The sequence below is a fragment of the Haemophilus sputorum CCUG 13788 genome, from assembly GCF_000238795.1.
GTDB lineage: Bacteria > Pseudomonadota > Gammaproteobacteria > Enterobacterales > Pasteurellaceae > Haemophilus_A > Haemophilus_A sputorum.
In genome coordinates this window covers 1-13449 of the sequence record NZ_AFNK01000071.1, presented here as the reverse complement: position 1 = coordinate 13449, position 13449 = coordinate 1, and the positions used below count along the sequence as shown (strand labels likewise).

Here is a 13449-nt window from a genome sequence, read left to right as displayed (position 1 = left end):
ATAATCTATTTTTAAGCTAATCTCAAGCTCTCAAATTTTTAGGTGGATAGACGGCTAAACCGCTATCTTTTAGTTGTTATATAAAAGTGAACATTTTATGAGTACTTCATTTACATCAAAATTACTTGGCGGTAATTTGGTATTGCGCATTGCAATCGGGTTAGTGCTAGGGCTTGCATTGGCACGCTTGAACCCAGAATGGGCAAAGGCAGTGGGCGTTTTAGGTCAATTTTTCGTAAAATCATTGCGTGCAATCGCACCAATTTTGATTTTCTGCATTGTTTTATCCACCATTGCGAATAAAGAAGTGGGTTCTGACAGTAAAATCAAACCGATTTTAGTGTTATATCTTGTTGGTACCTTTGTTGCTGCGTTAACTGCGGTCATATTAAGCTTTATCTTCCCAACCAAGTTAAAATTGGTTGCCGCAGCTGAAAATATTGCACCACCAGAGGGCATTGGTGAAGTGATTAAATCAGTCGCATTTAACTTAGTCGATAACCCATTACAAGCTTTAGCGAATGGTAATTTTATCGGCATTTTAGTTTGGGCAATTGGTTTAGGTCTTACTTTACGCCATGCTTCACCTTCAACTAAAACTTTCTTAGCTGATTTTTCTGAGGCTGTTTCAGGCGTAGTGAAATTTGCGATTGCGTTAGCACCAATCGGGATTTTCGGTTTAGTAGCAGAAACTTTCGCAACCAGTGGTTTTGAAGCATTTAAAGGTTATGCACGTTTATTAGGTGTATTATTAGGTGCAATGGCGATTGTTGCATTTATCTTAAATCCATTACTTGTATACCTCAAAATTCGCAAAAATCCATTCCCACTAACTTTCATTTGCTTACGTGAAAGTGGCGTAACTGCATTCTTTACGCGTAGTTCTGCGGCAAATATTCCAGTAAATATGGGATTATCAAAACGTTTAGGTTTACGTGAAGAAATTTACTCATTAGCAATTCCGCTTGGCGCAAACATCAACATGGCTGGTGCTGCAATTACAGTAAGTGTTTTAACTTTAGCAGCAGCTTATACACAGGGCATCGTACCAGATTTCTCAACAGCATTATTATTAAGCGTTGTAGCATCTATTTGTGCTTGTGGTGCATCAGGTGTTGCTGGCGGTTCATTATTGTTAATTCCTTTAGCATGTAGCTTATTTAACATTCCAAATGATGTGGCAGCACAAGTAATTGGTGTAGGCTTCATTATCGGTGTGATTCAAGACTCTGCAGAGACTGCATTAAACTCATCAACTGACGTGTTGTTTACTGCAGCAGTAAGTATCGCTGAAGATCAGAAAGCAGCGTAATTATTAGCGTATAACAAGCGGTAAGATTTTGCCTTTATTTTGCAAATCTTACCGCTTTATTTTTTGGTAAGTATCAGAAAATTCGCTATAATCCCTCCGTTTTATCGGCGCATCCAGTGCCGATGTTTTTTATATAAGAGAAGATATGTTTCAAAATAACCCCCTATTAGCGCAGTTAAAGCAACAAATTGAAGCCAGTAAAGAATATGTAGAAGGCCGTGTAAAAGCTTCTGATAAAGCATTTGGTTTTTTAGAATGTGAGAAAAAAGCTTATTTCATTCCCCCAGTGGAAATGAAAAAAGTAATACATGGCGATATGGTTAAAGCAGTGGTTAAGCGTGATGGCGATAAAGAATCGGTAGAAATTGATTCATTGCTAGAACCTATGCTAGATCGTTTTGTTGCGCAAGTTCGCTTTAATAAAGATGGAAAATTACAATTAGCCGTAGATCATCCAAGCATTAAACAAAATGTTAGTGCCAATACGCATAAAAAGGTAACCGAAAAATTAGAAAGTGGCGATTGGGTGGTCGCACAATTAAAAACGCATCCGTTACGTGATGAGCGTTTTTTCTTCGCGCAGGTAACGCAATTTATTTGTAAAGCGGATGATAATTTTGCACCTTGGTGGGTAACATTAGCTCGACATGAACAACCACGCGAACCGGTAAGCAATGAACCGAATTATACTTTGCATGATGAGTTGGATAGAGAAGATCTTTCTTCACTCTATTTCACGACTATCGATAGCCCAAGCACACAGGATATGGATGACGCACTCTATATTGAACCTGTAATGCAAGCAGAAACTCAAATAGGTTGGCGTTTAGTGGTGGCAATTGCAGATCCAACGGCGTATATTCCATTAAATTCAAACATTGAAAAAGCTGCACGCCAACGTTGTTTTACTAACTATTTGCCGGGCTTTAACATTCCAATGTTACCGCGCGAATTATCTGATGATCTTTGTTCTTTGGTGCCAAATGAAAAACGCCCAGCATTAGTGGCTTATATTATGACGGATTTAGAAGGGAATTTAACGCAAGAAGCGACCTTTACTTCTGCATGGGTCGAATCTAAAGCTAAATTGGCTTATGACAACGTTTCGGACTATTTAGAAGGCGTAGAGAATGCGTGGCAGCCAGAATCGGATGAAGTTAAACAACAAATTGATTGGTTGCATCAATTCACTCAAGCACGTATTCAATGGCGTGCAAAAAATGCCTTATTATTTAAAGAATCGGGCGATTATAAATTTGAGTTAGCTGAAGATGGCGAAGTAAAAGATATCCATGTTGAATATCGTCGCATTGCTAACCAAATTATTGAAGAATCGATGATTATCGCCAATATTTGCTGTGCGAGATTTTTAGCAGAACACGCTAAAACCGGTATATTTAATACCCATTCTGGTTTTGACCCGAAAAATTATGAAGCGGTGAGAGCTTTCTTATTGAGTACGTTAGGCACAGAAGAAAATATTGCTGAACTAACGCAACGATATAGCCCTGAACGTTTAGCAACATTAGAAGGCTATTGCGATATGCGTCATGATATTGAGTCTTTCCCTGAAAATTATTTGGAATTACGCTTACGTCGTTATTTGACTTTTGCTGAGTTTAAAGCTGAAGTTGCACCGCATTTTGGTTTAGGAATTAGCCATTATGCGACTTGGACATCTCCAATTCGTAAATATGGAGATATGGTTAACCATCGTTTAATCAAACAAGTGTTATTGAATCAGCCAATTCAGGCGGTAGAAGAGAGCGTATTAGCGCGTTTACAAGAAGCTCGTCGCCAAAATCGTTTAGTTGAGCGCGATATTGCTGATTGGTTGTATGCACGTTATTTACAACCAATGGTTGAGCAAGCGGTCGAATTTGAATGTGAAATTGCAGATGTTTCTCGTGGCGGATTACGTGCGAAAGTGATTGCAAATGGTGCTCAGATCTTCGTGCCATTTTCGACTATCCATTCAAACAAAGATGAAATTGAATTTAGAGCGGAAGAATTAGCGCTTTATATTAAAGGTGAAAAAGCTTATCAAATTGGACAGGCTGTTAAAGTTAAATTAACAGAAGTAAGATTAGATACCCGTTCAATTGTGGGTAATCTTATTTAGTTGACAAGGCGGAGTGAAAAAGTAGCTCCGCCTTTTTACAAGGAGAAATCATGGCAACCTATATTGTGGGAGACTTACATGGCTGTTTTGAAGAATTTCAACGGCTATTAGAAAAAGTTGCTTTTGATCCAGCCAAAGATGAGATTTGGTTAACGGGAGATTTAGTCGCAAGAGGGGAAGATTCTTTAGCTTGCTTACGTTTTGTGAAATCATTAGGTAGCAAAGCGCAAATGGTGTTAGGAAATCATGATTTGCATCTATTATCGACATTGCTTGGGATCAAACGTGTGAAACCAAACGATAAAGTTGATGCTATTTTCCAAGCTGAAGATCGTGAAGATTTGCAAAATTGGCTTAGAAATCAACCGCTTGTTGCGCAACATCCAAAACATGGTTTTTTATTAGTTCATGCGGGAATTAGCCCTCAATGGGATTTAGCTACCACTCTAGCCTGTGCAAGAGAAGTAGAGAAAACATTACGAAGCGAACATTATGCAGATTATTTAGCACAAATGTATGAAAGCCAACCTGATTATTGGCGAGCAGATTTAACAGGAATTGCGCGTTGGCGTTACTGCGTGAATGTGTTTACTCGTATGCGCTTTTGCTATGCGGATGGGCGATTAGATTTTGCTTGCAAATCACCAATAGAAGAAGCTCCTAAAGAATTATTGCCTTGGTTTGCACTTGATAACCCGCTCTATGAACAAACGCCAATTATTTTTGGACATTGGGCAAGTTTAATGGGAAAAGCTAACCGAAAAAATATTTATGCTTTAGATACTGGTTGCGCTTGGGGACAATATTTAACAATGCTACGTTGGGAAGATAAACAGCTTTTTACTCAACCAAGACTTAAATAGTATAAATAAAAAATCCCAGTTCAAGGAACTGGGATTCAGAATAATGGTGCAACTAGCTGGACTCGAACCAGTGACCCCCACCATGTCAAGGTGGTGCTCTAACCAACTGAGCTATAGTTGCAAAATATGGCACTATTTTAACGAAAAAATAAAAGGCTGGCAAGGCAGAATACGTTGTTTGCTTTTATTTTAAACATAAAAGAGTGCTAAAAATTAGCAGTAAACCAAAAGTTGTTAGGCAAACGGTTTAATTCTAGAATTTTTTTACAAAAAAGTCAGGGCAGCGCCTGACTTTTTCTTTTTACTAAAGCAAATTATTCTTCGCCTAATTCACCCATTGCAGTAATGCTAAAACCGGCATCAACATGCAATACTTCACCAGTTACGCCAGAAGCAAGGTTTGAACATAAGAATGCTGCTGAGTTACCTACATCTTCAATGGTTACTGTACGACGTAGTGCTGCAGTTTGCTCGAAAGCGGCTAACATTTTCTTGAAGTTTTTAATGCCAGATGCTGCAAGTGTACGAATTGGGCCTGCTGAAATTGCGTTTACACGGATACCTTCTTTACCTAAATCTGCTGCCATTACACGCGTTGCTGCTTCTAATGATGCTTTTGCTAAACACATTACGTTGTAGTTTGGAATCGCACGCTCTGCGCCTAAGTAGCTTAAAGTTAATAATGAAGCATCTTTATTTAAGAATGGACGAGCTGCTTGTGCCATTGCCACAAAGCTGTATGCACTGATATCATGTGCAATGCGGTAGCCTTCACGCGTTGCTGCATTAACATAGTCGCCATCTAATTGGTCACCTGGTGCGAATGCGATTGCGTGAACAAAACCGTCAAATTTTTCCCATTTTTTGCTTAATTCGGCAAAACAGTTTTGGATGCTTTCATCAGTTGCAACATCTAAAGGTAATACGATATCTGAACCGAATTCTTTTGCAAATTCTTCAACGCGTGGTTGTAATTTATCGTTTAAATAAGTGAAAGCTAATTCTGCACCTTGTGCTTTCATCGCTTTTGCGATGCCGTATGCGATAGAACGGTTGCTTGCAAGACCAGTGATTAAAATGCGTTTGCCTGCTAAGAAGCTCATAAAATTTCCTCTTTTAAATAAATCGGGGTAAAAAACCTTGCAAATTATACCTAAAAAATGACCGCTTGAGCAAATCTCCCTTGGGGGAAATCTACCAACAAGCGGTCTGATCTGACCTGATTTTTACAAAATGCTATTTTATTGCAATCATAGAACCGAAGTTAAAACATTGGAACCAAAGCTCAACTTGTGAGAAACCAGCATTTTTCAAGCGGATCTTATGGGTTTCAATACTATCGGTTAGCATTACGTTTTCTAGCGCCGTTCTTTTTTGACTGACTTCTAATTCACTATAACCGTTAGCGCGCTTGAAGGTGTGGTGTAAATCAATGAGTAATTCGTTCATTTGTGTATTCTCAAATGTGAATTTTTCTGAAAGTACCACTATGCCGTTTGGATTGAGACCTTGATAAATTTTATCTAAGAGCGCAAGACGATCTCTTCGTGGTAAAAATTGCAGCGTAAAGTTGAGCACAACCATAGAGGCATTTTTGATTTCGACTTCGCGAATATCTGCACAATGAATTTCCACAGGCACATCTGAATGATAAGCCTGAATATGCGCACGACAACGCTCAACCATTGGCAGTGAGTTATCCACGCCAATGATTTTAACATTTTCCGCTTGAATATTACGGCGCATAGATAAGATCCCCGCACCACGAGAGCAGCCTAAGTCATAAACTTGCGAATTCGGTGTGACAAAGCGCTGTGCTAACATGCCAATTGCGGTAATAATGTTGGAATAACCTGGTACAGAACGTTGGATCATATCCGGAAATACTTCTGCGACGGATTCATCAAAGGTAAAATCGCCTAATTTTTCAATTGGCATAGAAAAAAGGGTATCTCGATTCATTATTCTTCCTTATCAATAAATTTTTGAATAGCTCGTACAACGGTTTCAGGTTTTTCTGCGTGAACCCAATGTTGCGCATTCGCTACAACAAATACTTGCGCTTTAGGGCATTGTGCTAACACGGCTTCGGTATCTTTTGCTTGAATATAATCAGATGCGCCACCTTTAATAAATAAGGTTGGTTTTTCAAAGAAAATTGGCTGCCAGCCCATTAAATTTGCATAATTGGCTTGAATAGCGGTTAGGTTAAATTTAAAACTGTCAGGCTTCTTCGGATCAAAGGCTTTAAGCATAAATTGCTGTTCAGCTTCATCTTTTACAAATTCACTTAGAATCGCTTTCGCTTCTTGTCGAGTTTGTGGCGCTTGTTCTTTCACAGCAAAGAGTCCTGCAAAATTATTATTATGTCGATGAGTGGGATTATTAACCGGTACAATATCAATCACGACCAGTTTTTCAACTAAGTCTGGGGCAATGTGCGCTAATGTCATCGCAGTTTTCCCGCCCATAGAATGACCGATAACGATGCAATCTTTCAGTTGTAGATGAAGCAGGAGATCGCGCAGATCTTCAGCCATTAAAGTATAATTCATCTCATCAGCATGAAAAGAGAGCCCATGATTGCGCAAATCGACTCTGAGAATGTTAAATTGTGCAGCAAAAGATCGGGCAATAATTCCCAAGTTATTCATATCGCCAAATAGTCCATGCAGGAAAACCATTGTTTTTGCAGAATGGTTTTCTGTCGCGGCTTGGTACTGATAATGTAGAAGCGTTTGTTTAGTCATAATATGATGATTTTGTATTATTTTTTAAATAAGAATCTATAAAAAGATCTGTGAAGTGTATTATAATGCCTAGAATTTTTTGAAATCAAATAATAATCCGTGAATCGGGGAGATCAGATGAAAAACATTGAAGTCGATGATGAATTATACCAGTATATTGCCAGTCGGACACAATCAATTGGTGAAAGTGCTTCTGATATTTTGCGTCGTTTATTGCGTTTGCCTTCCTCTCCACAACCTTTTGTATTGGTGCAACAAAATACGCTAAATGAACTTAAAGAATTGGTTACTGAGAAATCGTTGAAAAAGCCAGTAAAAAATGATCCTGAAACTAATTTGGAGAAAACAGTTCAGCGAGTAGAAAAAGTCTTAAAATCAGAAGCATTTACGCAAGAGAGCAAAAATGTCGTTCGTTTTTTGATGTTGCTAAGCGCATTACATAAAGCAGATCCTGAAACTTTTTCTCAAGCAACAGAATCTATCCGAGGCACGGAACGTACCTATTTTGCTAAAACAGAGCAAGCATTATTGAGTCATGGTAGTAGTGTGAAAGCTAAACAGATCCCAGATTCACCATTTTGGGTGGTAACCAATAATAACACTAACCGTAAAGGTTTAATTGTTACGGGTGTGATGGAGTTTATGCAATTACCAAAACACCTGATTGAACGCGTTAAAATGTTATTCGTGTAATTATGCTAAACGTTGATTGTTTTCTTCCTCAATATTGGGCTAATCAACAACCTGAGCGAACTGCCTTAATTTGGAATAAAGGCAGTTCGCCTTTTTTTCCACAGTTACAAAGCCAGTCGATGACATGGAGTCAATTAAATAAGTTAATTACGCAAATTGTGGAAAAATTTCGTGGCAATGTCACGAAAAATAATATTATTGCCTATTGTGGTGAATCTCGTTTTTGTGGATTGCTTAGTTATTTGGCGGTAATTGCGTTAGGTGGGCGTATTGTGATGCTGAATTCAGCATTAAAAACATCCCAGAAAAATGCCATTTTAACTGATATCGGCGTAGATTTTTTGATAACCGATCAGGATTTCTTATCTCTTGAGAATATTAATAATCTTGGTTCTGTTGATGATGATAATGTCTCTCAAGCATTAACTTTGACCTTAACTTCAGGTTCTTCAGGAAAGCCTAAAGCGGTAGTGCATACCGTTGCAGACCATCTTGCAAATGCAAAAGGCGTTTGTGAGCTGATGGCGTTTTCTGATACAGATAGCTGGTTGCTGAGTTTGCCGTTGTTTCATGTTTCTGGGCAAGGCATTGTTTGGCGTTGGTTATTACAAGGCGCAACTTTACAAATTTGCGAAGATAAATGTGATTTTATGGACGGGCTTGATGAGGTTTCTCATGCATCATTAGTGCCGACACAATTACAACGTTATCTTGAACAACGCCAACAGCCATTAGCGAAGCCGAAATCTATTTTATTGGGTGGCGCATTTATTCCGCCTGAATTAGTTGAATTAGCTAAAAAGAGAAACATCGTCACGTTTTCTGGCTATGGTATGACAGAAATGGCATCCACTATCTGTGCGGGAAGAAATGAATCTCATAATGTTGGCTATCCGTTATTAGGTCGAGAAGTTCGATTAGTTAATCAAGAAATTTGGGTAAAAGGTGCAGGGCTTGCTCAAGGCATTTGGCAAAAAAATGGTGAAATTCGACCGCTTGTAAATGCAGAAGGTTGGCTACAAACTAAAGATAAAGGCGAATGGAATGCCAAACATCAATTGATGGTATTAGGACGATTAGATAATATGTTTATCTCTGGCGGAGAAAACATTCAGCCAGAAGAAATTGAGCAACAAATTTATAGTTCAAATTTAGTCTCGCAAGCTTTTGTATTACCGATTGATGATAAAGAATTTGGTGCTAGACCTGTAGCCTTTATTCAATTTAAAGAAAATCATTTTGAGGCTGAAAGCACTAAACTTCAGTGTTATTTAGCCGAAAAACTTGAAAAATTTAAACAACCTATTCGTTATTTTCCATTAGATATAGCTAAATGGCAGGCACAAGGTACAATTAAGATTTCAAGAACATTACTTCAACAACATTTAATTGAATTATTAGAAGCAGAAAAAACAATATGATAAAACAGATTTATATGCCATTTATGTTGGCATTTGCCGTGCTTTCTGGTGTGAGTTTATCCGCATCAGCTGCGTTACCCTCTGAAAAAGCCCTACAAACGGCAATTGAAAATACTAAAAAACTTGAACAAACAGAAGAGAATAAACAGCAACTTCAGTTATTGGAAGATACGCTAGCGTTTATGACTCAAACTGAAAAAGTGAAAGCAGATAATGATGCGCTAGTGGCAGAGATCACAGGCGCGCATAAAGCGATCGCAGCGAGTAAAGCAAATTTTGAGAAACTAAAAGCGCAAACTTTACCAACTTCAGAAAAATTAGCTGAACAAGACATCAGTGCGCTTCAAGCCTTGCAAGAAGAAACACAAGCAGCACTTGAAAAAGCACAAAATGAATTAACGGCAACGAATACCAAACTCATTGCTCAAAATGCTGCGCCTGATAAAGCTCAAGCTTCACTTTCAGCAAATGCAAAGCGTAAATCAGCATTAAATACCGAATTAGCTAATTCGGCTCTTTCAGATACAGCTAAAAATAAGATTGAAGCAGAACTAGCTTTATTAGATGCGCAGAATAGCTACAGCCAAACTTTATTGCGTGGCAATGAAGAATTGAGTTCGCTATATAACGCTAGATTAGATGAGAAAAAGCAAGCACAACAAAATCAACAACAACTTCTTAGCCAAATTCAGGAAGCACTTAATATCAAATTAGTACAGGCTTCTAAAAATAAGGTGGAAGAGGCGGAAAAATCTCAACAAAAAAATAAAAATACTAATCCGGTCATTAGTAAAGAGTTAGATTTTAACACTTCTATTAGTGAAGAATTACTGAAAAAAACAACAGAAATTAGCCAGTTATCACAAGATAATTTACGTATTAAAAACGTATTAGATAATCTCCAACAAACGCAGCGTAATATTGAAGAACAAATTAGTTCTCTTCAAGGTACGTTGGTGCTATCTCGTATTATCAATAAACAACGCCAGTCTTTACCGCAAGATAAGGTAATTAAAGGTCTATCAAAGCAGATCGCAGATTTGCGCGTCCGCGTTTTTGATATTTCAGAATTTAAAGATAGTTTAGTAGATACGCAAGCTTATATTTCAAAGTTAGAAAGCCGCGAAAAAACAACATTCACTGATGCAGAAAAAGCTCAGCTAGAAGAAATTCTACAAACGCGTAGCAAAACTTTATCTGAATTGCTGAAGCTACTAAATAATCAATTGAATTTATCAATTAACATTGAGCTGAACCAACAACAAGTTAAAACAATCAGTGATGCACTACAACAAAAACTCCAACAGCAGAGCTTTTGGGTAAAAAGTAATAGTGAAATGGATCTTGAGTGGTTTACTCGTTTCCCTGGATTAGCAGGTTATGAGTTAACCGAGATTTCGAAAAAATTAGATTTCTCTAATTGGAAAGATAACCTCGGTTTAGCTGGCTTACTGATTGGCGGATTAAGTTTATTAACCTTCTTTATTCGTCGTCAGCATGATCGTATTAAACAGAAGCTAACGAAAATCAACAACAGCATGTTAACTGTTCCAACGGATAGTCAATGGAATACACCAATGGCTATTTTCTGGACTGTGGTGTTGTGTTTACCAAGCACATTCATGTTCTTAATTGTGTTTGTATTGGTCACCTATATTTGCTTCCTTGACCCAACGGAAGTTTGGCCTTGGGGCTTAAAAATGGCGTTTTATTGGCTTTACTTTGCCTTCATGCTAGCAATGTTACGCCCAAATGGGATTGCTTATCGCCATTTCAATATGCCGCAAAGTAGTAATGCCGTATTTAGAAAAATTCTCAAACACTCGGTTTGGGTAATCGGTTTATTATTAAATACATCAATCTTTAACAATGCGACAGAATATGGGATTGCCTACGATGTGATTGGTCAGGCAATGACTGTATTAGTTCTAATTAGTGTGTTATTTGTGGTTGTACCAGGCTTTCGAATGGGAATCGCAACTTATCAAAAAGCAGCATCTTATAGACGTGATGCAAAACCAATGTTGCTAGGACTTGTTCGTATATTATTAGTTTTAGCACCGATTGCGTTAATTGTTTTAATCGTTATGGGCTATTACTATACTGCCTCACAAATTATTGAACATCTTGTTGCAAGTTATTTTGCAATTGTAACTTGGATTATTATCCGAAATATGGTCTATCGTGGCTTTAATGTCTCTTCTCGTCGTCTTTCTTATCGAAGATTACAGGAGAAGCGCGCATTAGCTCAGGCAAAAGCACAAGCACAGCAGAATGGGCAAGAGCAAACAGTCGAGACTGAAGATAGCGCCTTAGTATTGCAAGATGATGCGATTTCAGTGAGTGATATTAAAAATCAAATGCTCAAAATCACAGATTTAGTGCTTTGGACTGCATTATTTGGTTTGCTTTATTGGGTTTGGTCAGATCTTGTTACAGTGGCGTATTATTTGAAAGAGATCACATTGTGGCAACAAGCAACGACAACTGAAGCAGGTACGGTAATGGAGTCCATTACCTTGCTTAATCTGTTGGTAGCAATGATTGTATTGATTGTGACCTACATCTTAGTGAAAAACTTAGGTGGTCTGTTAGAAACCTTAGTATTCTCTAATTTGAATCTCTCACAGGGTACGCCTTATACAATTACAACAATCTTTACCTATTTATTGATTATTATTGGTGCAAGTATTGCGTTTGCATCATTAGGGATGTCTTGGTCTAAATTGCAATGGCTATTTACCGCATTATCCGTTGGTTTAGGTTTCGGTATGCAAGAGATCTTCGGTAACTTCGTTTCAGGGATTATTATCTTGTTTGAACGCCCTGTACGAGTGGGGGATATGGTAACCATTGGAAGCTTTAACGGTACTGTATCAAAAATTCGTATTCGTGCTACAACTTTAATTGATAATGACCGAAAAGAGGTTATCGTACCAAATAAAGCCTTTATTACTGAACGTGTCGTCAACTGGGCATTAACTTCAAGCATGACCCGCTTGGTAATTACAGTAGGTGTAGCTTATGGTTCAGATCTTGAATTAGTTAAACGCTTACTACTTCAAGCTGCGGAAGAAAATGAGGCGGTATTAAAAGATCCTGCACCAGCAGCATATTTCTTAAGCTTTGGTGCAAGTACCTTAGATCATGAATTGCGTGTTTATGTAGGACAATTAAGTGATCGAGTCAGAACCATTGATGCACTTAACCGCAGAATTGATGAGCTATTTATGGCAAATAATATTGAGATTGCCTTTAACCAACTAGATATTTTTATTAAAAATCAAGCGACGAACGAAGAGGTGAAGTGGGGAACTGAACCGCTTGTTCCCGTAAAAAAATAAGGACACAACATGGCAGGCAACAGCATTGGACAACTTTTTAAAGTCACGACGTTTGGGGAATCTCACGGCATTGCATTAGGATGTATTGTCGATGGTGTGCCCCCTAATATGGCATTATCAGAAGCAGATATTCAACCTGATTTAGATCGCCGTAAACCCGGAACATCTCGTTATACCACACCACGCAGGGAAGATGACGAGGTGCAAATTCTTTCTGGCGTATTCGAAGGAAAAACGACAGGAACAAGCATTGGGCTGATTATCAAAAATGGCGATCAGCGTTCAAAAGATTATGGCGATATTATGGATAAATATCGACCAGGTCATGCTGATTTTACTTACCAGCAGAAATATGGCATTCGTGATTATCGCGGAGGTGGTCGTTCTTCTGCACGAGAAACAGCTATGCGTGTGGCGGCTGGTGCGATTGCGAAAAAGTATTTGCGTGAACAATTTGGTATTGAGGTAAGAGGTTATCTCTCTCAAATTGGCTCAGTAAAAATCAACCCTGAAACGGTTGCAAGCATTGAGCATATCAATTGGCAATATGTGGCTGAAAATCCATTCTTTTGCCCAGATCCAGTTGCTGTAGAACAGTTTGATGCATTGATTCGTGAGCTTAAAAAAGAAGGTGATTCTATTGGAGCAAAACTCACAGTGGTTGCCGAGAATGTGCCAGTTGGCTTAGGCGAACCTGTATTTGACCGATTAGATGCTGATCTTGCCCATGCGCTGATGTCTATCAATGCTGTAAAAGCGGTTGAAATTGGTGATGGTTTTGCAGTCGTTGAGCAAAAGGGCAGTGAACACCGTGATGAAATGACACCAAATGGCTTCTTATCAAACCATGCTGGCGGGATTTTAGGCGGTATCAGCTCAGGCCAACCGATTATTGCCAATATTGCTTTAAAGCCAACTTCAAGCATTATGGTGCCAGGAAAATC

At 38.4% G+C, this 13449-nt stretch carries 10 protein-coding genes and 1 tRNA gene; 7 read left to right on the top strand and 4 right to left on the bottom strand.

Annotated elements, in window-relative coordinates; all coding sequences use genetic code 11:
* Positions 1-97 precede the first annotated feature (97 nt).
* The 3 genes from sstT (at position 98) to apaH (ending at position 4297) form a co-directional block, all read left to right on the top strand.
* Positions 98-1312 (top strand): serine/threonine transporter SstT, encoded by a 1215-nt coding sequence (gene sstT / locus HSP_RS0108225; RefSeq protein WP_010129831.1) that lies wholly within the window; start codon positions 98-100, stop codon positions 1310-1312.
* A gap of 145 nt (positions 1313-1457) precedes the next feature.
* Complete coding sequence (locus HSP_RS0108220; RefSeq protein ID WP_010129830.1) at positions 1458-3434, top strand: exoribonuclease II; 1977 nt, start codon at positions 1458-1460, stop codon at positions 3432-3434.
* Positions 3435-3484: 50 nt separating this feature from the next.
* Positions 3485-4297: a bis(5'-nucleosyl)-tetraphosphatase (symmetrical) ApaH gene (gene apaH, locus HSP_RS0108215; RefSeq protein WP_010129828.1), complete on the top strand. Its 813-nt coding sequence runs from the start codon at positions 3485-3487 to the stop codon at positions 4295-4297.
* A gap of 44 nt (positions 4298-4341) precedes the next feature.
* On the opposite strand, the gene HSP_RS0108210 is transcribed toward apaH, so the two are convergent.
* The 4 genes from HSP_RS0108210 to HSP_RS0108195 all read right to left on the bottom strand — a co-directional run bounded on the left by HSP_RS0108210 (position 4342) and on the right by HSP_RS0108195 (position 7047).
* Positions 4342-4418, bottom strand: a tRNA-Val gene (locus HSP_RS0108210).
* 193 nt (positions 4419-4611) lie between these two features.
* Positions 4612-5400 (bottom strand): enoyl-ACP reductase FabI, encoded by a 789-nt coding sequence (locus HSP_RS0108205; protein ID WP_007524796.1) that lies wholly within the window; start codon positions 5398-5400, stop codon positions 4612-4614.
* Between the two features lie 133 nt (positions 5401-5533).
* A complete protein-coding gene (gene cmoA, locus HSP_RS0108200) occupies positions 5534-6259 on the bottom strand; it encodes a carboxy-S-adenosyl-L-methionine synthase CmoA (RefSeq protein WP_010129827.1) in 726 nt (241 codons plus the stop codon).
* On the bottom strand, positions 6259-7047 hold the full coding sequence (locus HSP_RS0108195; RefSeq protein ID WP_010129826.1) for an alpha/beta fold hydrolase: 789 nt from the start codon (positions 7045-7047) through the stop codon (positions 6259-6261). The genes cmoA and HSP_RS0108195 overlap by 1 nt, the downstream gene beginning before the upstream one ends.
* A 117-nt stretch (positions 7048-7164) precedes the next feature.
* Here HSP_RS0108195 and seqA point away from each other — a divergent pair, with 117 nt between their 5' ends.
* The 4 genes from seqA to aroC all read left to right on the top strand — a co-directional run.
* Positions 7165-7740, top strand: a complete 576-nt coding sequence (seqA, locus tag HSP_RS0108190; RefSeq protein WP_010129824.1) for a replication initiation negative regulator SeqA — start codon at positions 7165-7167, stop codon at positions 7738-7740.
* Between the two features lie 2 nt (positions 7741-7742).
* Complete coding sequence (gene menE, locus HSP_RS0108185) at positions 7743-9161, top strand: o-succinylbenzoate--CoA ligase (RefSeq protein WP_010129822.1); 1419 nt, start codon at positions 7743-7745, stop codon at positions 9159-9161.
* The gene (mscK, locus tag HSP_RS0108180) at positions 9158-12505 is read left to right on the top strand and encodes a mechanosensitive channel MscK (RefSeq protein ID WP_010129820.1); all 3348 of its coding nucleotides are present in this window, start codon (positions 9158-9160) and stop codon (positions 12503-12505) included. Before menE ends, mscK begins: the two co-directional genes overlap by 4 nt.
* A gap of 9 nt (positions 12506-12514) precedes the next feature.
* The coding region (gene aroC, locus HSP_RS0108175; protein WP_010129819.1) for a chorismate synthase at positions 12515-13449 on the top strand (935 nt) is incomplete at its 3' end.